We start from the raw sequence: 24,335 nt of genomic DNA on the forward strand, positions 1-24,335 counted from the left end.
GGGTTCCCCTCGCGCGCCACCCCTGATCAGCGCAACGGGTCACAGTCTCGCGATCAGACCGACACGTCAGTTAGGCTGAAACGATGACAACGATACGCAATCGCTACCTGGACTGGCTGCCGTCATCCGGCTATGCCGAGACGGCCCCTGTCCCGGTCCGGGCCCCTTCCCTGCTGTTGGTTAACGAAACATTGGGCGCAGAGCTCGGCCTGCCGCCGGATTGGCTGCAGGGCGAAAGTGCTGCTCAGCGCTGGGCGGGCAACCAGCTGCCACCGGACAGCCGCCCCATTGCCCTCGCCTACGCCGGTCATCAGTTCGGCCAGCCGGTGCCCCAGCTTGGCGATGGCCGAGCCGTCATCATCGGCCAAGCGCTCGATACCCAGGGCTCGACCTGGGACCTTCAGTTAAAAGGCGCCGGCACCACGCCTTTCTCACGCATGGGGGATGGACGGGCTGGCATCGGTCCGGTGCTCCGGGAGTACATCGTCAGCGAGGCCATGCACGCCCTCAGTATCCCGACCACGCGTTCCCTGGCCGCCGTTACCACCGGAGAGCGCATTGCCCGATCGTTTGGGCCTGAAGCGGGGGCCGTGCTCACCCGTGTGGCCTCAAGCCATTTGCGCTTTGGCAGTTTCGAGTATTTCGCCCATCGCGGTGACGTCGCTGCCCTGCGGCAATTGGCGGATACCGCAATCAGCTGGCATTTCCCGTCACTCGATGCGCATCCGACGCCTGATCGCTGGCTCGCCCTGCTCGATGCACTGGTCGATCAAACCGCTGCCCTGATTGTGGAATGGCTGCGAGTGGGCTTTATTCACGGTGTCATGAATACCGACAACATGGCTCTCTCGGGTGAAACCCTCGATTACGGCCCGTGCGCTTTCATGGACGCCTATGAACCAGGGCAGTTTTTCAGCTCCGTCGATCATGGCGGCCGTTATGCCTTCGATCAGCAGGCCCGCATCGGTCACTGGAATCTGGCTCGACTGGCCGAGTGTCTATTGCCACTCATCGATGAGGACAGCGACCGCGCCGTGTCTGCAGCGGAGCGGGTGCTCGACACCTACCGCCAGCGCTTTGAGGATCGCTACCAGGCCATGCTGGCCCGCAAGCTCGGGTTAAGCGACGTCCGTGACGGCGACGACGTCCTCGTCGAGCGATTGCTCGGCTTAATGGCGCGCCAGGGTGCCGACTTCACCAACACCTTCCGGCAGCTCAGCACCGCACCCCTGGATAATCAGGCGTCGGCGGACACCCTCTGCGCGCTGCTGGGCGATACCCGCGAGGCGCATGACTGGGTGGTGGCCTATCAGCAGCGACTACGCAGTGAAGATGCCCAGATGGCAGGTCAGTCCACCGCCTCTGAGCGTCAGGCGCGCATGCTGACCACAAACCCTGCCTTCATCCCCCGTAATCATCAGCTCGAGGCCGTATTGGCCGCGGCAGCATCAGGGGATATTGCGCCCGCGCAGCGGCTGCTGAGCGTGCTGATGCGACCGTATGAGACGCAACCTGATGCCGAGTCATTCGCCTCCCCGCCCCGTCCAGAGGAGCAAATTGCTGCCACCTTCTGCGGCACATGATCGCGGGACGAAAGGTCGCTTCGGGAACATCCCGGTCGTCACACTGCCGCAACAGGGGACGGGGAGACATCAACCGACAAGGAGACCATGCCATGGCAAAACAGCAATCGACTGACATGATGAACCTCGCCCAGGAGATGATGACCATCCAGCGTGACTACATGCTCTCCACGCTGCAGGCGATGAGTCCGGGGAAAAGCGACTCGGCAGGCTTGAACGGCATGCTTGAGCAGGAGATTGAAACCACACGCGATGCGGTGGAGAAAACGCTGAGCCTTGAGGAAAAAGCCATCGATGAGCTGCGCAAGGGAACCCGGGAAATCCCCGGCGTCAATGGCGTGGTTGACATGATGTCGGAGGTCTCACGGGGCGCTTTGCAGATGCGCGGGCAACTCTGGCGGACCTGGTTCGATCAGATGCGCTCGGCGCAGCAAAGCGCACCGACTTCCGCCTCGAAAGGCTGACGCATTCGCCGGTGGATCCCGGCTGGCCCATTCTCTCCCCGGCGGCCAGCCGGGTCCCGCACCGCACCACTCCACCCGGCCCGACACCGATGATCGGTGACTAAGTCACTGATGCGCTTGGACGCGGGCAGGACACTCACGGGTTAGGCACCGTTTCCGTGCCACCCACGAGGGGAGGAGTACAACATGACGAAAAATCATCCTGAAAACACCAGCCGGCGCCGTTTTCTAGCCGGCTCCGCCGCGGTCGCCGGTGCGACGGCCACCGGTCTTGGTGCTAGCGGGCTCATGGCCAGCCCACCGGCGCGGGCCATCCAGACACAGGCCCGTATTCTGATCGCCGGTGCCGGCGCTGCCGGTCTGTCCATCGCGACGCGCCTGTCACGTCAGCTTGATGGCGCTCGCATTACGCTGGTCGATAGCCGCGAGGTGCATCTGTATCAGCCCGGCCTCACCCTCGTTGCGACCGGTAACTGGACGCCCGGTCACGTAGAGGATCGGAACCAGCGCTACATTCCCGAGGGCGTCGAGTGGGTGAAGGACGATATCGTCGAGTTCATGCCCGATCAGGATCAAGTGGCTACTGCCGGTGGAGACACCCTCGACTACGACTATCTGGTCATCACCACCGGACTTCAGCTGAACTTCGATGAGATCGAAGGCATGGACACGGATTTGATCGGTCGCAACGGCATCGGGTGTGTCTACGCATCACCGGACCACGCCGAGCGAACCTGGCAAGCCGCAAGCACCTTCATCGAATCCGGTGGTGTCGGCTTGTTTACACGGCCACCCGGGCCCATCAAGTGTGCCGGTGCTCCGCTCAAGGTCACCATGCTCATCGAGGATGCCCTACAGGATAAGGGCAATCGCGCCAACGCCGAGCTGCATTATCTGCCCCCCGCGGAAGGTCTTTTCTCGCAGCCCGATGTCAACGCGTTTTTGAAAGACTACTTTCCCTCGAAGCGCGACATCGCCATTGACTACAACCACCCGCTGACCGCGATTGACGCGGAACGCCAGGAAGCCACGTTTACCACGCCGGATGGCCCAGTCACCCGGGACTATGACTTCATCCATGTTGTCCCGCCGATGTCGGCACCCGACATGATCCGACACGGTGAGCTCGGCTGGCAGGACGGCAGCTTCCAGGGTTGGCTTGAAGTTGACCAGTACAGCATGCAGCACCGCCGCTACCCCAATGTTTTCGGCGCGGGCGATGTCGTGGGTACCCCCATAGGCAAGACCGCAGCCAGCGTCAAGGCGCAGGCCCCCGTTGTGGCCGACAACGTTGTGGCAGCAATCCAGGACCAGGCATTCCCGGCCGCCTGGAATGGCTACACCTCTTGCCCCCTGATTACCGAGAAAGGGCAGGCCATGCTGGTGGAGTTTGATTTCGATCTGGCCATGACCCCTTCATTCAGCTTCATCGATCCGATGGAGTCGCAGTGGGCACCGTGGTTCCTCAAGGACCGGATGCTTCACGCGGCCTACAACGCGATGCTGCGCGGCCGAGTCTGAAGGAGAGACACAATGGAATTCTCAATTTTTGGCATTCTGGCAGTCGTCCTGGAGCTGTTGCGCCCCGTCCTACTGCCGCTGGCGCTGGTCATCCTCGCGGATGCCCTGCTTTACGCCTGGGTGATTGCCCGCCACAGCCATCTACGGATCGCCCCGGCTTTGCGGATGTCGGCTGTTCTGGGGGTGGCCGGCGGAATCGGTGCCGCTCTGTATTTCCCAGTCTGGACGGGCGCCAGTATCACGCAGCTCAGCAGTCTCCTGGACTACGTCGCCGTGATCGGCGCGGGTATCGGCCTAGGCATTGCCTTCGCTATTCTGGTCTATCCACCCGTTCAATTACTGATGAGGAAACCCGGCTAAACCCATGACAGACAGTCACCGAATAGAGCATTTTCCCATCGCCTTTTTCGCCATGATCATGGGGCTCTCGGGGCTGTCTCTCGCCTGGCAAAAAGCTGCAGAAGTACTGCACACACCCGCCGTGGTGGGCACCGCGTTGGTGCTCGCGACGGCCGGGATTTTCCTTGTGCTGGTGGGCATCTACCTGACGAAGCTTGTCCGCTTTCCTGCCGCGGTCGCAGCAGAGCTCAGGCACCCCGTGAAAATGAGTTTTTTCCCGGCGATCAGCATCAGCCTGGTCCTGCTCGGGACCGCATTGCGCGGGGTGTCACCAGATCTCGCCTACGGGCTATGGATAGTCGGTGCGTCCGCGCATCTGCTGGTCACCCTGTACATCGTGACTCAGTGGATGCACCAGGCGCACTTCGAAATCACGCATATCAACCCGACCTGGTTCATCCCAGCCGTTGGCAACATCCTCGTGCCTATTGCTGGCGTTGGCTTCGGACACGCAACGCTGTCCTGGTTTTTCTTCAGCATCGGCATTCTGTTCTGGCTGGTGCTGCTGAAGATCGTATTTTATCGAGTGTTCTTCCATGCCCCTTTGCCGGGGCGTCTACTGCCAACGCTGTTTATCATGGTCGCCCCGCCGGCGGCGGGCTTCGTGGCCTATATTCAGCTTGCAGGTAGTCTGGATGGGTTTGCCCGGATCCTGGTGAACATCGGGCTCTTTCTCACCCTGCTCCTACTGGTCCAGGCGCGCCGCTTCGCCTCGCTGCAGTTTTTCTTATCGTTCTGGGCCTACTCCTTCCCGATGGCGGCCATGACGATTGCAACGCTCATCCACCATGAACTCACCGGCAGTGGCGTCTTCCTGTGGCTGGGCGCGGTCCTGCTGGGACTGACTACCGTACTGATCAGCTGGCTCATCGGCCTCACGATCCGCGCAGCCGCTAATGGCCAGATCTGCCAACCTGAGGGATAGCACAGCGCACACCCGAGAATTGCCACAGGTCAATGTGAAGGGTGACCAGGGCTTTTACTGTTTTCATGGTGTGCGTACAGTTGCACTATCAAATTACAACAATTGCAATTAACTCTGGTAATCCGTGAGGACCATCATGACTGACAAGACTTTCCAGAATGACCGCCGCCGCCTGCTGCGCGGGGCCCTGCTGGGTGCCGCGGCCGCGCCGCTCGCCTACATGGGTGTGCGCAGCTCAAACGTGCTGGCGCAGGATATGCCACGGCTTGAGGAAGACGATCCGCAGGCGGTCGCGCTCAATTACGTGCACGATGCTACTGACAAGGACGACATGCGTGAATCGGGCGCAAACTGTGCCAACTGCCGGCTTTACCTCGGTGAGGGTGACGCCGAGTGGGGCGGCTGCACGGCGTTCCCTGGCAAGGCGGTCAACGTCAATGGCTGGTGCAGCGCCTGGGTCGCCACCTCCTGACACCACGGCGAGACCATCGCCTACAACCCGCGCTCACACGCTGACGCGCGGGTTTTTTTTGCCCTCGTCAGAACCCTGGGCGCTCGGTATCCTCCAATGAGGACCGAAAGCCAATTCAGCCACTGGAAGCCGAGTGCATGCGCCACCTGACCCGCGCCTTTCTCCTCGCCCTGAGCCTGGGTGCCATCAGCCAGACGGCGCTCGCCCAAGACATCCCACCGCCCATCAAGGCACTGCAGGATCGTGGCGCGAGCATTGGTGAGCGTTTCGAGGCACCCGGCGGACTGACAGGCTATACCGTGAGTTTTCAGGGCCAGACCCTTGCCGCCTACGTCACGGAAGATGGCACTCATGTCCTGGTGGGGACCCTGCTCGACGAGGCGGGCACCAACCTCTCCCAGCCAGTGATCGAGTCGGCTGAGAATGCTGCGCGGCAAGAGAGTGAATGGGACGCCCTTTCTGAGGCTCACTGGATTGCCGACGGCGAGGCCGACGCCGACCGGGTGGTCTATGCGTTCATGGACCCCAATTGCCCCTTCTGCCATCGCTTCTACGAAGACAGCCGGGACTGGGTCGAATCCGGCCAGATCCAGATCCGGCATATCATGGTGGGCGTCCTGCGCGAAGACAGCCTCCCCAAGTCAGCCACGCTGTTGTCTGCCGACGATCCGTCAACGGCGCTGGCTCAGCATGAAGCCAATTTTGATAATGGCGGCGTCACACCCGCTGATTCACTGACCGACGAAGCGCAAACTCAGGTACAGCAGAACAACGAGCTCATGAGCCAGCTCGGGATCCGCGGCACCCCGTCGGTCTTCTACCGTACCGAGGACGGAGAGATTGCCTTGGCGCGGGGCCTGCCACGCGATGAAACCCTCGACGCCGTCATGGGTGGCCCTCGCCCCGAATAACGGCTCAGCGCGTTAAGCGTGCCCGACTCTGATCGATGTAGAGTTCGCGCAGCCGCGCCGTTGCCTCACCCGGCTGGCCCTCGCCGATGGCCTGGCCATCGAGTTCGATCACCGGCGTCACGAAGGCCGTTGCGCTGGTGTTGAACGCCTCCTTGGCGGTGAGCGCCTCCGCCGGGGTGAACGGCCGCTCCTCCACGGTCACGCCAGACTCGCGCGCGTACTCAAGTACCGCTGCCCGCGTAATGCCGTGCAAGATGTCGTTAGACAACGGTCGGGTTATCAGGCGGCCATCCGTTGTCAGGATATGGGCGTTACTCGAGCTTGCCTCGGTCACGTAACCCCCTTCGGTCATCCAGACGTCATCCACGCCGGCCGCCACGGCTTCCGACTTCATCAACGACGGGTAAAGCAACTGCGTGGTTTTGATATCGCGGCGATGCCAGCGCAGGTCGGGCCGGGTCACCACACGCAGGCCACGGCGCGCGTCCGCATGATCGATCAGCGACATCGACTGGGTGAAGAGCACAAGCGATGGCGTGGCTGTCTCTGGCCGGACAAAACTGCGATCAGCGCACCCGCGGGTCAACTGAAGGTAAATCAATCCCTCATCCAGCTGGTTGCGGGCCAGGAGCTCACGATGGATCGCCCGCAGATCAACCGCTGAACCGTCGAACTCGATCCCCAGCTCGCCGAGACTGCGCTCGAGGCGACGCTGATGCGCGTCGAAATCCACCAGGGCCCCCTCTATGACCGCCGTGACTTCATACACGGCATCCGCGAATAAAAAGCCCCGATCAAAGACCGACACCCGAGCTTCGGATTCCGGGAGGAATGCCCCGTTAACATACACAATCCGCGACACGGCCCGCCCCTGTTTCGCAAAAACTGCAGTCTAGCGCAGGCGACGCCAGAGCCGTGAGGGGCTGTCGTCAACCAGGCGGACCTGGAGGATGACCTCCGCCCGCGCGCGCGGGCCTCGTGCGAACACTGTGAGTCGATGTCCTGATTGCGTGCGCTCCACCACTACCCGCGGTGGTTCGTGAAGGGCATGATCCGCCTCAAGCGACACAGGCGTCCCGTCACGCAACAGCACCGCTCGCCATGCCGCCGAATCCATTCGGGGATCTGGCACCATCGGCGCACGGGCGAGGCGCTCTCTCTGCGCGGCACCCCTTCGCAAGGCCGATTCGGCCGCCTCAAAAGCGATCGCGCGCTCCGCTGCCAAGCCGCTAACCCGCGCGGCGAGGAGACTGCGTTGAAGGCCCTCGAAAGCCATCATGGCCGCCACCAGAACCACGGCCAGAACGACGATTAATGCCGCACCACGCTGGCGGTGACCGCTCATCATGGCCATCGGTTGCGAAGCGCGACCGTCAGATCGACCGGTAGACGCAAAGGCGCCGACCCAAGCGTTTCGGCGCGGCCGCTCGCCACCTCCAGCGCGAGCGACACGCCGACAGGCGCTGCCGTGACGGTCTGATCATGACTCAGCATGCGAACGGACAGTGCCTCTACGCCCACTACCAGCTCTTCGCGGCGATAGCGCGCCGATGCCCGTCGGCGAAACATACTGCGCCGTTCCGCGTGCGTCGACGACGGGCCAACCTCAAACATCACGCGCTCCAGGGTGAAGACGGTCACCGCACCCGTGAGCGCCTGATAGGCCGTCGCCGGCAACCGGTTACTCGCGCCGCCCCCCGGCGCGCGGCTCAACGCCTGCGGTTCCTCCCCGGTGTGGATGAACAGGGCACACGCATCACCCGATGCGGCACTCACCACCACCGGCGTGCCTGTTGCAATGCCATGCGAACGGCCCAGCGGAAGAATGGCCTCCCCGGCTGATTCATCGGGAATGTTGGCCTCAAGCACAGCCCGAAAGCCAGTGAGCGTCAGCGCACCCTCAGCGCTGACCTCCACCGCCGGCCAGGCAGGGTCATGCCCGTCAGCGATGAGGTTTCGGCGCACGCTCGGATGGCAGCCCGGATGCCCTGCGCGCTGGAGTCCTTGTCGCAGGAGGTCTGTGGCAAGCCGGGCGTTCTCATTCAGGCGCTGATAAGCCAGTTCTATCTGCTCGGACTGACGGGCTGTACCCAAGCCGGTCACAGCCATCAAGATCACGCCGACAGCCAGGCTGGAGGCGATCAACAGCTCCAGGACCGTAAACCCGGTTTGCTGATGGCTCACGGATGAAATGGGCGGTGTACCTGTTGATCAGACCAGCTGAGGGTGACCTGGCCCGACTCGAAACCCACCGGCAAAGACAGCGCGATCGACGGGTCCGGCAGCCGGGCCGCCACCCTCTTTCGCCAAGCCTCGCGCTGCTCTATCGGAACAGCCCCTGGCGCATAAGCCCGCGCCAACTCCGCTACCTCTTCGGTGAGTAGTGCGGCTTGAAGGTGAAAATGCGTGGCCCGGGCGCTGGTCAATGCCTGCGTCTGGCTGACCGCGAGCCCACCCAGTCCGACACCCAACACCAGCAGCGCGACGAGCACCTCGATCAAGGTGCTGCCACGCTGCTGGATGGGTAAACGATTGGGCCGGGCGCGGGTCATGCGGAGAAATTAGCAGGGTGATGCCCATGATCACCCTGCCACCTGGCGGCGATTGGCCGCCGGCCATCGGATCAGCCTAGCCGCATTTGCTCTCGCCGCAGTTCAGGCAGGTCAGGCAACCGTCCATGATCACCATGGCTTTGGTATGGCACTTGCCGCAAAGCTCGGCGCCTGGCGGATAATCGCCCGTGCTGTCGTCGCAGTCTGCCTCGATCGGCTCAGCCGCTGCACGGCCCTCCGCTTCCGCACGCTTTTGCTCGATAAAGCGCCGCTGATGCTCATCAAGCGGTTCGGAATCCATCATCCCGATCGAGCGAAGATGCTGCTCGAGCACGTCGCCAATTTCAGCGACCAGCGAGGGCATGAAACGCCCCCCTTTCTTGAAGTAACCCCCGCGTGGGTCAAACACACTGCGCAGCTCCTCGACCAGAAACGTGCAGTCCCCGCCCTTACGGAATACCGCCGAGACAATACGCGTGAGCGCCACAATCCACTGGAAGTGGTCCATGTTCTTGGAATTGATGAACACCTCGAACGGACGACGCAGTTCGTGCTCGGTGCCCTCATTCAAAATGAGATCGTTCACGGTGACATAGAGCGCATGCTCGGAGAGGGGCGTCTTGATCTTGTAGGTCTGCCCCTCGAGGCGCTCCGGACGCTGGAGCTCCTCATGCATGTGCTCGATCGCGGCCTCTGATGCGCTCGGCGCTTCGCTTGCCGCCGCCGCATTGGCCTCTGCGTCGGCCTTGGCCACTTCGTAATCGACGATTTTGGTATCTATTTTCACAGCCATGTCAGATGTCCTCAGAACTTACCGTAGTACCCTTCCTTGAGGGCATCGTAGAGGTTGGCGGCGGTATGAACTTCGCCGTCGTACTCGACCTCTTCACCGCCCTTCGCTTCAACGACTCGGCCGTCATCCAGCTTGAAGCGATAGGTCGTGTTCTCGAGATCGGACTCCTTCACGAGCACGCCCTGGAATGCCTCCGGGTTGAAGCGGAACGTCGTGCATCCCTTCAGGCCGTTTTGGTAGGCGTAACGGTAGATGTCCTTGAAGTCGTCGTAGTCGTAGTTCGTCGGCACGTTCGCCGTCTTGGAGATGCTCGAGTCCACCCATTTCTGCGCAGCGGACTGAATGTCCACGTGCTGCTTGGGTGTCACATCGTCTGCCGCAATGAAGTAATCGGGCAGATTGCGGGTCTCCGGGTCCGTGCTGGGCAGGGCCCCTTCGTCGATGAGCGTACGGTAGGCCAGCAGCTCGAAGCTGAACACATCCACCTTTTCCTTCGACTTCTTGCCCTCCCGAATGACGTTGCGGAAGTAATGGTGAGCAAAACTCGGCTCGATACCATTCGACGCGTTGTTCGCCAGAGACAGGCTGATCGTGCCAGTGGGCGCAATCGAGGTGTGATGGGTGAAGCGCGCGCCCTTTTCCACCAGGTCGCTCACGAGCTCTGGTTCGACCTCGGCAACACGCTGCATGTAGCGGCTGTACCGACCCCAAAGCACACGGCCCTTGATCTCGTCGCCAACGCTGTAACCATCGTCAGCCAACTCGGGGCGCCAGGCCATCATCCGCTCGGTCACCGTGAAAGTCTCATCCATGATCGGGGCCGGGCCTTTTTCGTCAGCCAGACGCAACGCTTCGCGCCAACCCTCAAGCGCCATCTCGCGCGACACGTCTTCGGTGAAGGCGAGCGACTCCGGATCACCGTATTTCATGCGCAGCATCGTGACGGTCGATCCCAGCCCGAGAAAGCCCATGCCGTGACGGCGCTTGCGCTCGATTTCGGCACGCTGCTGATCCAGCGGCAGACCGTTGATCTCCACCACGTTGTCGAGCATGCGGGTAAACAGCGCAACGACCTGACGGTACTCATCCCAGTCGAAATGCGCACGCTCCGTAAACGGCTCACGCACGAACTTGGTCAGGTTGACCGAGCCGAGCAGGCAGGCGCCGTGGGGCGGCAGGGGCTGCTCGCCACACGGGTTGGTCGCCCGGATGTCCTCGCAGAACCAGTTGTTGTTCATCTCATTGACGCGGTCAATGAGCACAAACCCGGGCTCGGCATAGTCGTAGGTGGAGGTCATGATCATGTCCCAGATCCGCTGTGCCTTCACCCAGCGATAGATCCGGCAGGCCACCAACCCGTCCTCTCGTGTCACATAGCCGCTCTTGTGATTCGGCCATTCGCGCCAAAGCACCTGCTCGGTATCGTTCAGATCGATGTTCTCGCTCTCGGCTTCATCTGCCTTGAGGGGGAAGGCCAACGGCCACTCATCGCCGTTCTCGACGGCCTGCATGAAGCCATCCGTGATCAGCAGGGACAGGTTGAACTGCCGGAGCCGGCCGTCCTCTCGCTTCGCCCGGATAAAGTCCATGACATCCGGATGGCCGACATCGAACGTCGCCATCTGGGCACCGCGGCGCCCGCCCGCAGAAGACACCGTAAAGCACATCTTGTCGTAGATATCCATAAACGACAGTGGCCCGGAGGTGTAGGCGCCGGCACCCGTCACGTACGCACCTTTCGGGCGCAGCGTGGAGAATTCGTAACCAATACCGCAGCCGGCCTTCAGCGTCAGGCCCGCCTCGTGGACCTTGTCGAGGATATCGTCCATCGAGTCGCCAACCGTCGCCGAGACGGTGCAGTTGATCGTTGAGGTGGCGGGCTTGTGCGCCAAGGCGCCTGCGTTAGATGTGATTCGCCCAGCCGGGATCGCGCCGCGCCGCAGGGCCCAAAGAAACTGCTCATACCAATGATCACGGTCGGCTTTGGCCTCGACGTCGGCCAGTGCACGCGCTACGCGCTGGTACGTCTGATCAACCGACTCGTCGACAATCTCACCGTCTTTGGACTTGAGGCGGTACTTTTTGTCCCAGATATCTTCGGATGCGGGCTGGATCGGGATTTCGGCAACGGCCTTCGGCAGCGCACGCAATTTCGTGGCAGTCGTCATGGGCTTCTCCTTGCGCCATTCAGCGCATCACCCGGATCGCGGGCAACGCGCGGTGTAATCATTTATCCACAACATATCCCCGGGCAATTCACCCCCGGGCACTACATATTGTGCGAACGGCCCTAGATTACGCCAAGATAAGCCCAAGTCAACCGTCAACGTCGAACAATAATGAGCACGCCGGCGGCGATGCCCAGCAGTGCCAGAATCACGTCGTCATGACGAAAATCGAGTTCCAGCAGGTCCTGTGCGCCGTGCACAAGCAGCCAGACGCCGAGCAGCAACAGCCCCAGATCCTTCATGTTGTTTTCTCTCCGATTGGCAAGGTTATTCGACCGGATCAGCACTCGATGTCGTGATCCGTCACAGGGATGAAGCGAGCCCCGTCGCACTCAGGCTGCAGGACCAGGATGTCCGCCTTGCGGAAGACACCAGGCCCCAGCCCTTGGCTCTGATGGGCCATGGCCTCGACGGTGGGTGTCTCCAGGGCTTCGGCGGGGAGATCGAGCAAAAAGCCCACGATGCGATCGTCATCGAGTGCCAGCGCCCAGTGCGCCTCCGCATGGGCTCTCTGAAGCTCTCGATTAAGCGCAGGATCCGTGTCTGAGCCGGTGTCTCCAGCGGCGAGGCTGGCAAGCAGACGCTCCCCTAGCGCGGCCGAGGCCTCTGCGGAAGAATCGCCCGGCACCTGCGCCCCCCCGGCTTCGACGAAGGCACGCGCGAATACCCGAGGGTCAGCCGTGCCGGCCCGACGCACCGCCTGTCGGCCACTGGCGATGGCCTCCCGGATACGGGCCACCTGGCGGGCACGAAAGACCGCCATTATTCGTAGTCTTCATAGTCGCCGAGGTGGGCGTTCGCGCTGTACTGGCGCTGGACCCGAAGCTTGGCCGCAATAAAGTCGCCGTGCTCAACATGCAGCAGCTCGGCGATCTTGCGAACCAGTTGCTCCTCGTAACGATCCATTTCCGAGTCCGCCAAACAGACCCGCCACAACAGCTCGACGACCTGGCACTTGAGCGCGTAGTCATACTGCTCGTTGATCAAATTCGTGAATTCGAAATGATCCGTGGCCTCATGGGCCTCCTGATCCGCCAGCTCGATGACCTCCGCGGTCTCTTCAGGGGTCAGTTCAAAGACCTCCATGATGCCATCGTGGATCGCCTGGAATTCCATGCTGTGACGCTGGTTGTCCGCTTGCGCCATTTCGATGAGCAGCGCGGAAGTCGCGAGCTCCAGACGATGCTGGGCTGGCGCCCCCTCTGTCTCGGCGGTGGGACTCATGTGACTTTCGTAGAAACGCTTGATGGCCTCGATCATCTTCCGGGCTCATCCCTTATTGCCTGGATGTCTGTCTCTGTATCAGAGGTCCTCGCCGGTGTCGACTGCCGCAACACGCGGCGCCCCATCGATGCGCAGTTCCTGACCCACCTGTAGCCGATCCGGATTATCAAGCGCATTCAGGGCTTTCAGGTCATCGGTGGCCATGCCATGACGCTGAGCAATGGCACCGAGCGTGTCGCCCGGTCGAACCTCGTAATGGCGCCCACCAACCGGCGTGGGCATCGCGCCAGCACTGGGCAGCCGCAGCTGCTGTCCGGCCCGAATCTGGTTGGCATTCGCGATGCCGTTACTCGCCATCAACGTCTCGACGCCCACCCCATAGCGGTTGGCAATCTCGGACAAGGTCTCTCCCCGCGCGATGGCATGCTGGCGGTCAGGCCGCTGGCCCTGATAAAGCCCCGACCCCGGCAATGCCGCCACGGCACCCGCCCAGTCTTCGTCCCCGGCCGGCAACGCAAGCGGAAAGCCTTTGGGAATGAACTTGCGCTCATCCCAAACCGCGGGGCCCAGTGACGGATTGAGGGCTTCGAGTGCCTCCAGATCGACGTCCAGGCCCGCCAGTAGCGTTTTCATGGGCGTAAAATGCGGCAACTCAACACGGATCGGGCGCACCGGCGCCTCCCGCTCAATATCGCCAAAATAGCGCTCGGCATCCGCATCCACGTCAGCCGCCGCCAGCAACGACGGATAAAAGTTGCGCGAGGCGAACCCGAACCGCGACCCCGTGTATTCGCTACGGATCCGCACATAGTCGCGATCCCCTACGGCCTTAATGGCTCGCAGCATGCCGTTGCGGCCGTGGTTATACGCCGTTACCGCGATCGGCCAGTTCTGCAGTCGCTCGTAGTTCTGCGTCAGCAACGCGGCCGCCGCCTCTGTGCTCCGCCAGGGATCGAGACGCTCGTCGACCACCCGATTAACCGTCATGTACTCCCGCCCGGTGCCCACCGTGAACTGCCAGAGACCCGCCGCACCGGCATGGGAACGGGCGACGGGATTAAAGGAGGACTCCACATGGGGCAAGGCGACCAACTCAGGCGGCAGCCCGGCATCGGCCAGGATGCCCTCAATGTGCGCGCGCCAGCGGCCCGAGCGCTCGAGGCCCTGCCGAAAACGCTCTCGCAATCCGCCCTGAAAACGCAGCCGCTCTGCGGTTGCGCGCGCCGTGTCGCCATCCGCATGCTCGGGAAGCCTTGCGAGCAAGCGGGCCTGGAGCGCGGACTCCGCCCGCATGGATTGCTCAGCGAGCGAGGTGAACGCTTGCCGATAGTGGTCCAGCGCGGCACGCACCTGTTGCCGCCGGATGCGCCATTCACCGGGCTCGGCAATAGGTACCTCGCCATAGACGGTCATTGGATCACTGGAGTCGTGGATCAGACCGCGATCGACCGGGATCTCGGTATAGATGCGGGTCCAGAAATCGATGGCGGGCTCGAGCTCAGCCGGACGCGGGAGCGCATCGCGGGCCAGCGCAGGGCCAATCGACCCCGCCAGCATCAACCAAGCCAGAGCGAAGGCAAGCAACAGATGTCGATGGAGGGTTATCATGCCACCTCCTGGCACGGCGGAAGCCCTTATGGATCTGGATACTAGCCCCGGAGGCCGCCACTGACAATGCAACCTGTGCAATGGCTGGGCCTTGTCGCGGTGCTGCTCATCTCAACTGGCAGTGCCTTACATGCGCTTTTGAACAAGCGCGAACCGGCCGCGGCCTTCGCCTGGATCGCCTTTTGCCTGCTCTTTCCCGTCGTCGGCCCGATCTTCTACTACCTGTTCGGGATCAACCGCGTCCGCATGCGGGCCCTGCAACTGCGTGGCGAGCTCGCCGGCGGCACACCGACAACCCAGCAAACCTTGCCTGATCAAATTCCCGTTGCCTTCCGGACACAGGCCCAGATATCCAGCGCTGTCGCCGGTCTGCCGGTCACCCATGGCAATGCCATTGAGAGCCTCGTCGGTGGTGAGGCCGCCTATCCAGCCATGCTCGAAGCCATTCACCAGGCCCAGCGCCACATTTTCCTGTCGACCTATATCTTCGAGAGCAACCGCAGCGGCCAGCAGTTCGTCGATGCGCTCGCAATGGCCCAGGATCGCGGGGTGGACGTCCGTGTGCTCCTTGATGGCGCGGGCGAGTGGTACAGCTGGCCCCGCGTCCGTCGAGCACTTCGGCGCCGCGGTCTTGAGGTCGCCCGATTCCTGCCACCCCGCCTCATTCCGCCGAGCCCGCTGATCAATATGCGCAATCACCGCAAGTTATTGCTGGTCGATAGCACCATCGCCTTTACAGGCGGCATGAACATCGGTGATCGCCACCTGATCGACCGGCCCGGCTCGCGCGCCGGGATTCGGGATATCCACTTCCGCATTACTGGCCCGCTCGTGCCCCAGCTGGATGATGTCTTCCTGGATGACTGGGCGTTCGTCACCGGCGAGCGGGAGACGCCCGCGACCACCCCAGACGCCCCCGACCCAGGGGATGCGCTGTGCCGAACCCTGCTGGATGGGCCGAACGAGGACCTTCATCGACTGACCATGGTGCTCGTGGGCGCCGTGGCCGCTGCCCGAGAACACGTGGTTATCATGACGCCCTATTTCCTGCCGCCGCGCGAGCTGGTTGCCGCTTTGCAAGCGGCTGCCGTGCGCGGCACACGCGTCGATATCATCCTGCCCGGCCGCAACAACCTGCCCTTCATGCATTGGGCGACCCGCAACATGCTCTGGGAGCTGGTGAAATGGGGGGTGCGGGTCTACTACCAGCCGGGGATCTTCGACCATACAAAGCTTTTCGTGGTCGACGGGCAATATACCCAGGTGGGCTCGGCTAACCTTGACCCAAGGAGTCTTCGATTGAATTTCGAAGTGACCGTCGAGGTTTATGACACCCGATTCGGCGCCGAGATGGCGGCGCACGTCGAGGCGCGTCGGCGGGCCGCCAAACGCGTCACGCTGGAAGAGCTGGACGCACGCCCATTACTCCCACGAATTCGCGACGCGATCGCCTGGCTGTTTACGCCCTACCTGTAAGCGGCAACAAGGCAAACCAGCCGATAAGCAGGGCGCTAACGGCCCCAATGGTCAACACGGTCCGCAGTCGTCGGAACCATCGCGGCAAGACGTCGCCGGGCTGGCGATGCTCCCATATCCGCCAGGCGATAAACCCCGCCGCCAGAATGGGCAACCCGATAAGCCGCGGCAGCAATAGGGCAACCCACCCCACCAGCGCCGGGGTAACGGACGCATAGAAGGCCTCGGGGGCAGCCGCTGGGCGGTGCATGGCAAGCCCCCAGTGAATCGCGCCGACGAATGAGAGGATGACGGCGCCATAGGCGGCCAACCAACCTGCAAGCCAAGCCGGCCCGAACCAGACACCCAGTGCACCGGCCAGAAACGGCAATAGCCCGAGGTAGCCCATCCAGCCCGCTGCCGATGGATACGGTCCAGTCAGCGGCAATTGGGCCTCAGCCTGACGCAACCCCCCCACGAAACGGCCGTTCACGAAGATCTGCGGCAACGTCGAGCGCCCGGTCATGGCCTTGAGTCGAGCAAACTGCTCCCGGCTCTCGCTAGACCCCATCCCCATTTCAATGGCCTGCCAGTGCCGCCCGGATTGCTCCAGGCGCTCATCAAGTCCGCCCAGGTCAGTGACGGGTGAATGGAATACCACCACATCCGCGCTCCCGGCGAGTTTGCGCAGTTCACTGTCATCCGTCATCGCGCTTTCCCGTTGGTGAATTCACACCGCATGATAGGGTCAGATGGATGACGACCCAAAGCCCTGTCATTGCACAGAAGGAGACCTGAATGATCGCGGCCCGAATTCACGCGCTGGCTGTCAGCGCACTGGCCATGCTGGCCCTTGCTGCCTGTGCCGGTGTTACACCAGACGATTACGCCGACGAAGAACCGGAATTCCGGATTGAGGAGTATTTCGACGGCAAGGTCATGGCCTGGGGCATGTTCCAGTCTCGCACCGGCGAGGTGCAGCGCCGTTTCACTGTTGAAATTGATGGCACCGTCGAAGGCGATCAGATCACCCTGGACGAGCGTTTTGTCTACGACGATGGTGAGACAGACCGGCGTGTGTGGGAAATCGAGCGCATCGATGACACCACGTATACCGGCGAGGCAGGCGACATTGTCGGTACCGCCGAGGGCGAGCGCCAGGGCAATGCGCTCAACTGGACCTACACCCTGGCGCTTGATGTTGGTGATCGCACGTGGAATCTCCAGTTCGATGACTGGATGATCCTGGTCGATGAGGACACCCTGTTGAATACGGCTGAAGTCACGAAATTCGGGTTCCGGGTCGGGACCGTTACCCTGTTCTTCAGACGCGCCGACGCGCAAGGACTGGCGCCATGATGCGGCGTTTGAGAACTCCCGAGCGGTGGCGCCAGGCGCTCCTCACCGCCATCGTCAGCGGGCTGCTCGCTCTGCCGGGCATCGCCCTGGCAACGGTTGAGGAAAACGGCGCCACCTTCGAGACGTCCATTGAGCTCGGCGGAGAAAACCTAGCGCTCTCCGGTACAGGCGTGGCGAAATATCGCGTGGTGTTCACCGTCTATGCCGCCGCATTCTATGTGCCGCCACAAACGGCCCGCGCTGAGGTGCTGGAGGCGGATACGCCGCGACGTCTGGAGATCGAGTATTTTCATGACATCAGCTCCGAAGACATCATCGAAGCCGCCAACACCAAGCTCGATGACCAGTTGGCAGCGGATGAACACGCCCAGCTCGAGTCACAGGTCGAGCGGTTTCATGCCCTCTTCACGGATGTAAGCCCCGGCGATCGCTACCGCATGGATTACACCCCGAGTGAAGGCATCGAATTGCGATTTAACGGCGAGCCGGTCGGCACGGTTGAGGGAGGCGACTTCGCGCGAGCCTACTTTGCCATCTGGCTTGATGAAAAAGACCCGCTATCCAGCACGCTACGGGATAACTTGCTGGCGGGGACCGAATAACACCCCCGCTAGCGGATTCGGTGCTTGATCAGGCCGGCCTCGACCGGCGCCAGAAACTCCTCGGCACGCGCCCGCGGGGCGGTCGTCAGCCAGCTGACAACAACGAACAGAATCACGGCGGTCAACCCACCCCAGATCGATGCCGGCACACCCAGGGGATCGGTGCCAGTGACCTGCAAGACGGTAACGGCTATGCCAGCCACCACCATGCTCACGAGTGCGCCAGGTGCCGATCCACCACGCCAGAAAAACGCACCGACGATGGCCGGCACCGTCACGAGCAGCCCCGCGGACGAGGCCACGGAAAGAATGGTAATCAAATCCAGCTGCAGCCGGGCGAACAGCACGGCGAGCACCGCCACGAGTAGCATCACCACTTTCCCGGCCAGCATCTCTCGAGCACCGGTTGGGGCCAACGGCCGGTAGAGATCTCGTGCAGCCAAGGAGGCCAGACTGAGTAGGATTGAGTCCACCGTTGAAACCGCCGCCGCCACAATGCCCACCACAAGGATAATACTCACCAGCGTGGGAATGGCGCCGCTGGAGAGCAGCTGTGGCGTCGCCAGGTCCGCGCGCTCAAGGGCTGGGAGCAGTTGCAGCGCAGAGAAGCCCCAGATAACCGACACCAGCGTGTAGACAAACCCCAGCACCAGAAAGCCCAGCAACATGACGCGCATGGCGCCAATGGACTCGGTGGTAAACAGGCGCTGGCTGACCTGGGGGTTGCTAATCGAGAAGAAAAACCAGGGCAGGGTCAGACCGACAAAAGTCATAAAACCGAAAAGCCCGGGCCCGGGAACCGCAAGCCATTCCCCACGATTTTCGGCCGTCGAGGCCATGAATGCACCCGGCCCGCCGAGGGCTGCCACAACAAAGCCGACCGCCACCAGACTGGTCACGAGCATCACCACGACCTGGAGCGCGTCCGTCCACAGCACCGAGCGCAGTCCGGCCGCGAGTGTCCAGATCAGGGCCAGCGCCGTTCCCACCAGAATGCCCGCCTCAAAGCTGATGGCCCCATCGCTGACCCCGGAGAGCAGATAACCGATGCCCATCAGCTGCACCGCGCTGTAGGGAATCAGAAACACACAGGCCGCGACCGCCATCACGCCACCCACAAGCGCATTATCGTAACGGTGGCTAAGCATTTCGGCGGGCGTAATGTAGCCAAAGCGTTGACCCGCCAGCCAGAACCGCGGACCAAAAATCGCCACCAGACCCAGCCCCGCGAGATAGACCAGCTCGAACCCCAGCGCGCCCACGCCACCCGCGTAGGTCAACCCCGCGAGCCCAACCATCATGAACGCACTGTAGGTGGTGGCCCCGTAGCTCAGGGCTGAGAGCACACCCCCCGCCCGCCGGCCAGCCAGAAAGTATTCCCCGGCGCCTGCCCCCAGCCCGCGCCGGGCCGCAAACGCCACAACCAGGCCAAGCAAGGCGTAGGCGATCAGGGCCACGCTAACGCCGAGCGTCATGACCGCCAGCTCCAGACGAGACGGAAGATCAGACCGATCGCCACAACGCCAAAGAGCGTCCAAAACAAAAAGGCGCCATACCAGGACTCAATATTTTGCAAAAAGCCGTAGGGAACAATGTAGGCCAGCAAAATCACCAGGCCCAGCAAGGCAAGGGTCACTGTCCCTCGGCGATGATCATCGGACATATCAGCGCTTCTCCAATCCTGGCGACTGGCCCGTCAGCAGCTGCGCGGCAACAACGCAGGTGATGCCAAACGGTAGATAGCCAGCGTACCCGAGGAGCGGCATTTCAAAAACATGCAGCACCTGGGCATGCGGAATATGGTAGGTCCATCGCGCCAGGCTGAAAACATTCCACAACTCCCAGCACAGGCCACAGAACAAGGCCGCCATCACCGCCAGCCACGGCCCGCGCCAGTCACCCCGAGCCACGGTAGAGAAGACCTGCCGCTCGCCCGCGAGCGCCTGACCGGCCACCATCAGCAGCGGCGGCGCGGTCCAGAGCAATGAGTACAAGGCCGTCGGCCAGACGGCCACCGCGGCGAGCCCACTGAACCCCGCCACCCAGGCAATCAGGGCAACCCGGCGCGGCCTGACCGGGCGAATCGGGGCAAAATGATCCAGGCCGGCTGAGAGCCGGGGCCAGGTGGCAAACCAATCACGGGTGACCAGTACGGCCGGGAGCACCGTGCTGAAAGGCAGCGCTGAGCGCAGGAACCAGTTCAATGCCTCGCCGTCAGCGACGCCAGTCCCCGCGTAAATCCAGTTACCAGTGAACTGGTTCAAGTACTCGAACAGATACCAGAACACGGCACTGGCCGGGAACAACGCCAGAAAACGCTTGGGCGCCTCCAGCAAAAGGCAGCGTCCGCCACGCGCCGCGACCCACGCGCTGATCGCGATGGTGTACCCCACCCACAGGGGCGTAAAACTCAGGCGTCGAGCCTCTTCAAGGCCGGGAATCGGCACCCAGGCGATAAGCCAGCTGACCGCCAGCAAACCCACGCCCCACCACCCCCAGCGCGGATAGCGGCGGCGCGGCGCTTGCGCTGCACCGACCTGCGGATCCGGCGACGAGCGAAGAACGCGCACAATAAAGGGGCCAAGGACGGCCACAATCGCAAGCAGATACACCGCAAACACCGGCGGGGTGAAACTACCCGGCGCAGCCTCCAGCGGCCGGGGTGGGAAGCGCAGGAAAGCGGTTGGATCACCGCCTGTCAGCCAAAGACCCAGCGCCGGCGCCACTATCACTGCAAGGACGATAAAACCCGCCTGGCGAACCGCTGAACCGAGACTGGTGTGCTCAGTCATGATCAGTCGCTCGGCTCAGCGTGACCGATTCCCACGCAAATCCAAGCGCCTCCACCGCACGGCAAAGTTCTGGCATGGCCTGAGCTACCCCCGCCGGCGCGCCCCGCAGCGCCAGCTCGACCGAGAAATCCGCCGCGCGCATGCTGGGTAGGCAGGACAACCGTAATTCAGGGTAGGCGGACTCGACGTGCTCAAGCAGCGGAATGACATCGCTCTCGCGCGCGCCGGCAACGGCAATGGCCTCCTCAGTGATGCGATTCGGGTCCTGCAGATGGGCGTACCGCTCATCGAGCACCCAGGCCATCATCGGCCAGGCCATGCTCGGAAACCCGGGCATGAAATGATGATCCTCCAGGCTGAATCCTGGCACCTGATTCACCGGGTTCGGAATCAGCGCCACACCCTCCGGAAATTCGACAAGGCGAAGCCGCCGCTGGGGCTCCACTGGCCGGCCAAACCGTGCCTCCAGCGCAGCGACCCCCTCAGGATGAAACGCCAGGGCCCGGCCAGCGGCCTCAGCCGCACATTGCCGGGTCCGATCATCCGGCGTTGCGCCAATCCCACCACAACTGAAAACGATATCAGGTCCGGCCAGCGTATCCCGAAGCGTCTGGGTAATCAGCGCAGCCTCATCACTGATAAACCGGACCCAGCGCAGCTCCAGACCACGTTCGGCCAGCAGACCGGACAGGTGGGGGAAATGACGGTCTTGTCGCTTACCGGACAGGAGCTCGTCGCCGATCACGATCAGCCCGAACCCGGGTGTCTGAGCGCCCGTCATGCATCCGCTCCAATTAACCCGAGCAGCATCCCCTGCAGTTCGGCAAGGTCCCGTACCTCGTGATGCGCAGCAGGCGCCACATCCGCCGGCCAGCCGGCGCCATCGCGATTGAGCCAGACGGCCTGCATGCCGAATGCAGCGGCGCCAGAGACATCACTATGGACATCATCGCCCACATGAACGATTTCTCCGGCTGGGACACCCGCCCGGTTCGCGGCCGTCTCGAATACCAAATGCGAGGGCTTCGCCGCACCCAACTCCACCGCCGACAAGGCAAAATCGAAGTACTGCCCCAGCTCGAGGCGTCGGACCTCGGCGTTGCCATTGGTCAACGCCCCGATGCGCACACGCCCCTGAAGCGCGCGTAACAGTGGCAGGGCATCGTCATACACGCGCACCGCATGGCGTGCATCAAGGAACACCTCAAAGGCCTCCTCAACGAGGGCGTCAAGCGCTGCCCCGGTGTAGCCTGCCAGGCGCCCTGCCTCGTCAAACGCGGCACGCCGCAACGCCGTGACATCATGCGCGATGTCAGGCCGTGTCTCAGCGATCTGACCACGCAGTGTGCCGAGCCCGTCCCGATCGAATCGGGCCGCCACCGCGGGATAACGCTGCTCAAGAAAGCCCTGACAGACCGACTCCGCATGATGCAGGACCCCGGTCAGGTCCCAGAGCGTGAAATCCAGATCAAAGGTCACGGCGCGCACAGGCGCCTCAAGCGGACGCGGGATCATGCGCGCTCCTCGGCGGGCAGCGTGCGCCAGACACAGGCACCCCCTGCCGTCTGATCCAGGCGCTCAAGCCAGGCCTCATGCGCCTCGCGCTCGGCCTCATTCGGCTCAATCACAGGCAAGGCGGGTCGCTGCGTCGTCACCGGACGGATCGCCTCAGCGGTTAGCGCAGCGCCGGTGGTTTCCTCGGCACCCAGCCCCAGGCCAACCTGCCCGCCGGTCATCGCCAGATAGACGTCGGCCAGGATCTCGGCATCCAGCAGCGCCCCGTGCAACGCCCGACTGCTGTTATCGACGCTGTAGCGACGACATAGCGCATCCAGGCTGTTGCGCTGCCCGGGATGACGGCGACGGGCGAGCTCGAGGCTATCCAGAATCTGGCAATGATCGGTGAGACAGCCCCACGCCTCCCCCAGACGAGCGAGCTCGTGGTCAAGGAAACCCACATCAAACGGCGCGTTGTGAATGACGACCTCAGCCCCGCCCACAAACGCGATGAAGTCCTGGGCTACATCGGCAAATCGTGGCTTGTCTGACAGGAATGCATCGCTGATACCGTGCACGGCGGCCGCTTCCGGATCCACGGGCCGACCAGGGTTGAGGTATTCATGAAACGTCCGGCCGGTCGGCCGGCGCTGCTCCAGCTCATAGCAACCGATTTCAATGACGCGATGGCCATCCGCAGGCTCAAGGCCGGTCGTCTCTGTATCCAGAATGATCTGTCGCATCAATCCGTTACCCCTTGAAGTTCGTCGATGCCCTGGTTGGCGAGGGCGTCCACCCGCTCGTTCTCGGCATGCCCGGTATGGCCTCGCACCCAGTGCCATTGAATCTCGTGCTGTGCGGTCAGGGTATCCAGACGCTCCCAAAGATCCCGATTTTTAACCGGTTTTTTTGAGGCGGTCCGCCAACCGCGACGCTTCCATGCTGCCATCCACTCCGTCACGCCTTTGCGCAGGTACTGAGAATCCGTTGTCAGCTCGACCCGACACGGCCGGGTCAGCGTTTCGAGCGCGGCAATGGCCGCCATTAACTCCATTCGGTTATTGGTGGTCTCGTGCTCGCCACCGTGCAGTTCGCGCTCGGCCTCACCGGTGCGCAGCAGCGCGCCCCAGCCACCCGGTCCCGGATTACCGCGACAGGCACCGTCGGTGTAAATTTCAACCTGCGTCATGCCATTGATCCCGTCGTGCATGTCGTGCCCCGGCCTCGGTCAGCCCGCCGGGGATAAGCTCCAGTCGCTGATGCCAGCGCGCAGCCGGTGGTGCCACACCCCCCACTCGCTTTTGACCCATCACCAAATTCACGCCAGCTAGCCAGCGCAGTCCAGCACCCAAACTTTGACCATACACGACCCGGGAGGGCGCCTGACGTCGCCGCAGCCGATCGGGGACTGGGGGGAGCAGCGCGAGGCCCTCATGCGGGCGCGGCGTCAGCCCCAGCAGCTGCATCCAGTCAGCGACCCGCCAGGGGCCAAGATAACGACCGCCCCAGGGCGGCTGCGCCCCTTTCGGCGCCATCAGGCGCCGCAACCCCCAAAGACTCAGGGGATTGAACCCCATGACCAGCATATGGCCCTCAGGCGCCAGAACGCGTGCCGCCTCTCGAATCACCTGGTGAGGCCGGTCCGTGAACTCCAGCTGATGAATGAGGACCACCACGTCCACGCTGCTCGATGCGAGTGGTAAGACCTCACTCTGGGCCTGCAGGTCGATTGGCCCGCCAGGCCAGTCATCCAGCACCCATTGACGGGCATCACCGTAGACCGTGGGGCAGCGCCCGCCCCCATAGGCACCAACCTGGAGCACGCGCCGCGCATACAGACCGGCCAGTCGGCGAGACAGAAGCCGGGACTCCCGCTCGGCCAGCTCCTGCCCGGCCCGGGTGGCAAACCATGCGCGGAGTTTGTGCATCAGGGCGCTCTCCTCATTTTGA

The 24,335-nt window shown here is 62.7% G+C and carries 29 protein-coding genes; 10 read left to right on the plus strand and 19 right to left on the minus strand.

What is annotated here, in order from left to right:
- Positions 1-83: 83 nt before the first annotated feature.
- The 7 genes from SPISAL_RS06255 (at position 84) to dsbG (ending at position 6,275) form a co-directional block, all read left to right on the plus strand.
- Positions 84-1,583 (plus strand): protein adenylyltransferase SelO, encoded by a 1,500-nt coding sequence (locus SPISAL_RS06255; RefSeq protein WP_016353633.1) that lies wholly within the window; start codon positions 84-86, stop codon positions 1,581-1,583.
- A gap of 92 nt (positions 1,584-1,675) precedes the next feature.
- Positions 1,676-2,047 carry a hypothetical protein gene (locus SPISAL_RS06260; RefSeq protein ID WP_016353634.1) on the plus strand — a complete coding sequence of 124 codons (372 nt, stop codon included), beginning with the start codon at positions 1,676-1,678 and terminating at the stop codon, positions 2,045-2,047.
- Positions 2,048-2,233: 186 nt separating this feature from the next.
- Positions 2,234-3,568: an NAD(P)/FAD-dependent oxidoreductase gene (locus tag SPISAL_RS06265; RefSeq protein ID WP_016353635.1), complete on the plus strand. Its 1,335-nt coding sequence runs from the start codon at positions 2,234-2,236 to the stop codon at positions 3,566-3,568.
- 12 nt (positions 3,569-3,580) lie between these two features.
- Positions 3,581-3,928 (plus strand): DUF5368 family protein, encoded by a 348-nt coding sequence (locus SPISAL_RS06270; RefSeq protein WP_016353636.1) that lies wholly within the window; start codon positions 3,581-3,583, stop codon positions 3,926-3,928.
- Positions 3,929-3,932: 4 nt separating this feature from the next.
- The gene (locus tag SPISAL_RS06275) at positions 3,933-4,892 is read left to right on the plus strand and encodes an SLAC1 anion channel family protein (protein WP_016353637.1); all 960 of its coding nucleotides are present in this window, start codon (positions 3,933-3,935) and stop codon (positions 4,890-4,892) included.
- A 136-nt stretch (positions 4,893-5,028) separates the two neighbouring features.
- The gene (locus tag SPISAL_RS06280; protein ID WP_016353638.1) at positions 5,029-5,364 is read left to right on the plus strand and encodes a high-potential iron-sulfur protein; all 336 of its coding nucleotides are present in this window, start codon (positions 5,029-5,031) and stop codon (positions 5,362-5,364) included.
- A gap of 137 nt (positions 5,365-5,501) precedes the next feature.
- On the plus strand, positions 5,502-6,275 hold the full coding sequence (gene dsbG, locus SPISAL_RS06285) for a thiol:disulfide interchange protein DsbG (RefSeq protein ID WP_016353639.1): 774 nt from the start codon (positions 5,502-5,504) through the stop codon (positions 6,273-6,275).
- Positions 6,276-6,279: 4 nt separating this feature from the next.
- Here dsbG and SPISAL_RS06290 read toward each other — a convergent pair whose 3' ends face one another.
- From SPISAL_RS06290 to SPISAL_RS06330, 10 genes are all read right to left on the minus strand, one after another.
- Complete coding sequence (locus tag SPISAL_RS06290; protein ID WP_041389273.1) at positions 6,280-7,137, minus strand: D-amino-acid transaminase; 858 nt, start codon at positions 7,135-7,137, stop codon at positions 6,280-6,282.
- A gap of 30 nt (positions 7,138-7,167) precedes the next feature.
- A complete protein-coding gene (locus SPISAL_RS06295) occupies positions 7,168-7,623 on the minus strand; it encodes a hypothetical protein (protein ID WP_144060400.1) in 456 nt (151 codons plus the stop codon).
- On the minus strand, positions 7,620-8,459 hold the full coding sequence (locus tag SPISAL_RS06300) for a PilW family protein (RefSeq protein ID WP_016353642.1): 840 nt from the start codon (positions 8,457-8,459) through the stop codon (positions 7,620-7,622). Before SPISAL_RS06300 ends, SPISAL_RS06295 begins: the two co-directional genes overlap by 4 nt.
- Complete coding sequence (locus SPISAL_RS08700) at positions 8,456-8,827, minus strand: prepilin-type N-terminal cleavage/methylation domain-containing protein (RefSeq protein ID WP_016353643.1); 372 nt, start codon at positions 8,825-8,827, stop codon at positions 8,456-8,458. The genes SPISAL_RS06300 and SPISAL_RS08700 overlap by 4 nt, the downstream gene beginning before the upstream one ends.
- 76 nt (positions 8,828-8,903) lie before the next feature.
- A complete protein-coding gene (locus tag SPISAL_RS06310; protein ID WP_016353644.1) occupies positions 8,904-9,620 on the minus strand; it encodes a TSCPD domain-containing protein in 717 nt (238 codons plus the stop codon).
- A gap of 11 nt (positions 9,621-9,631) precedes the next feature.
- Positions 9,632-11,788, minus strand: coding sequence for an adenosylcobalamin-dependent ribonucleoside-diphosphate reductase (locus tag SPISAL_RS06315; RefSeq protein ID WP_016353645.1), 2,157 nt, complete (start codon positions 11,786-11,788; stop codon positions 9,632-9,634).
- A 155-nt stretch (positions 11,789-11,943) separates the two neighbouring features.
- Positions 11,944-12,090 carry a hypothetical protein gene (locus SPISAL_RS08945; protein ID WP_187287962.1) on the minus strand — a complete coding sequence of 49 codons (147 nt, stop codon included), beginning with the start codon at positions 12,088-12,090 and terminating at the stop codon, positions 11,944-11,946.
- 38 nt (positions 12,091-12,128) lie between these two features.
- Entirely contained in the window at positions 12,129-12,611 is a 483-nt protein-coding gene (locus tag SPISAL_RS06320) for a hypothetical protein (RefSeq protein ID WP_016353646.1), read from the minus strand.
- Positions 12,611-13,108 (minus strand): tellurite resistance TerB family protein, encoded by a 498-nt coding sequence (locus tag SPISAL_RS06325; protein ID WP_016353647.1) that lies wholly within the window; start codon positions 13,106-13,108, stop codon positions 12,611-12,613. Before SPISAL_RS06325 ends, SPISAL_RS06320 begins: the two co-directional genes overlap by 1 nt.
- A gap of 42 nt (positions 13,109-13,150) precedes the next feature.
- Entirely contained in the window at positions 13,151-14,680 is a 1,530-nt protein-coding gene (locus tag SPISAL_RS06330) for a LysM peptidoglycan-binding domain-containing protein (RefSeq protein ID WP_016353648.1), read from the minus strand.
- 66 nt (positions 14,681-14,746) lie between these two features.
- Between SPISAL_RS06330 and SPISAL_RS06335 the strand changes: the two genes are divergently transcribed.
- Positions 14,747-16,156 (plus strand): phospholipase D-like domain-containing protein, encoded by a 1,410-nt coding sequence (locus SPISAL_RS06335; protein WP_016353649.1) that lies wholly within the window; start codon positions 14,747-14,749, stop codon positions 16,154-16,156.
- Here the strand turns inward: SPISAL_RS06335 and SPISAL_RS06340 are convergent.
- Positions 16,140-16,844, minus strand: coding sequence for a DUF3429 family protein (locus tag SPISAL_RS06340; RefSeq protein ID WP_016353650.1), 705 nt, complete (start codon positions 16,842-16,844; stop codon positions 16,140-16,142). The two genes, SPISAL_RS06335 and SPISAL_RS06340, sit on opposite strands and share 17 nt — an antisense overlap.
- Positions 16,845-16,933: 89 nt before the next feature.
- On the opposite strand from SPISAL_RS06340, the gene SPISAL_RS06345 reads away from it, so the two are divergent.
- Positions 16,934-17,494, plus strand: a complete 561-nt coding sequence (locus SPISAL_RS06345; RefSeq protein ID WP_016353651.1) for a DUF3833 domain-containing protein — start codon at positions 16,934-16,936, stop codon at positions 17,492-17,494.
- Positions 17,491-18,096 (plus strand): chalcone isomerase family protein, encoded by a 606-nt coding sequence (locus tag SPISAL_RS06350; protein WP_016353652.1) that lies wholly within the window; start codon positions 17,491-17,493, stop codon positions 18,094-18,096. Before SPISAL_RS06345 ends, SPISAL_RS06350 begins: the two co-directional genes overlap by 4 nt.
- Before the next feature lie 8 nt (positions 18,097-18,104).
- On the opposite strand, the gene SPISAL_RS06355 is transcribed toward SPISAL_RS06350, so the two are convergent.
- From SPISAL_RS06355 to SPISAL_RS06390, 8 genes are read right to left on the minus strand one after another with little or no spacing between them, the layout of a single operon-like run.
- On the minus strand, positions 18,105-19,571 hold the full coding sequence (locus SPISAL_RS06355; RefSeq protein ID WP_016353653.1) for a sodium:solute symporter family protein: 1,467 nt from the start codon (positions 19,569-19,571) through the stop codon (positions 18,105-18,107).
- Positions 19,568-19,759 (minus strand): hypothetical protein, encoded by a 192-nt coding sequence (locus SPISAL_RS06360; RefSeq protein ID WP_016353654.1) that lies wholly within the window; start codon positions 19,757-19,759, stop codon positions 19,568-19,570. Before SPISAL_RS06360 ends, SPISAL_RS06355 begins: the two co-directional genes overlap by 4 nt.
- A gap of 1 nt (position 19,760) precedes the next feature.
- Positions 19,761-20,888 (minus strand): hypothetical protein, encoded by a 1,128-nt coding sequence (locus SPISAL_RS06365; RefSeq protein WP_016353655.1) that lies wholly within the window; start codon positions 20,886-20,888, stop codon positions 19,761-19,763.
- Positions 20,881-21,669, minus strand: coding sequence for a competence/damage-inducible protein A (locus tag SPISAL_RS06370; protein ID WP_016353656.1), 789 nt, complete (start codon positions 21,667-21,669; stop codon positions 20,881-20,883). The genes SPISAL_RS06365 and SPISAL_RS06370 overlap by 8 nt, the downstream gene beginning before the upstream one ends.
- Positions 21,666-22,403: an HAD family hydrolase gene (locus SPISAL_RS06375; RefSeq protein ID WP_016353657.1), complete on the minus strand. Its 738-nt coding sequence runs from the start codon at positions 22,401-22,403 to the stop codon at positions 21,666-21,668. Before SPISAL_RS06375 ends, SPISAL_RS06370 begins: the two co-directional genes overlap by 4 nt.
- Positions 22,400-23,128, minus strand: a complete 729-nt coding sequence (gene dnaQ, locus SPISAL_RS06380) for a DNA polymerase III subunit epsilon (protein ID WP_016353658.1) — start codon at positions 23,126-23,128, stop codon at positions 22,400-22,402. Before dnaQ ends, SPISAL_RS06375 begins: the two co-directional genes overlap by 4 nt.
- Positions 23,128-23,574, minus strand: coding sequence for a ribonuclease HI (rnhA, locus tag SPISAL_RS06385; protein WP_016353659.1), 447 nt, complete (start codon positions 23,572-23,574; stop codon positions 23,128-23,130). The genes dnaQ and rnhA overlap by 1 nt, the downstream gene beginning before the upstream one ends.
- Positions 23,561-24,313 carry a class I SAM-dependent methyltransferase gene (locus SPISAL_RS06390; RefSeq protein WP_016353660.1) on the minus strand — a complete coding sequence of 251 codons (753 nt, stop codon included), beginning with the start codon at positions 24,311-24,313 and terminating at the stop codon, positions 23,561-23,563. Before SPISAL_RS06390 ends, rnhA begins: the two co-directional genes overlap by 14 nt.
- Between the last annotated feature and the right edge of the window lie 22 nt (positions 24,314-24,335).

The organism is Spiribacter salinus M19-40 (assembly GCF_000319575.2).
GTDB classification, from domain to species: domain Bacteria; phylum Pseudomonadota; class Gammaproteobacteria; order Nitrococcales; family Nitrococcaceae; genus Spiribacter; species Spiribacter salinus.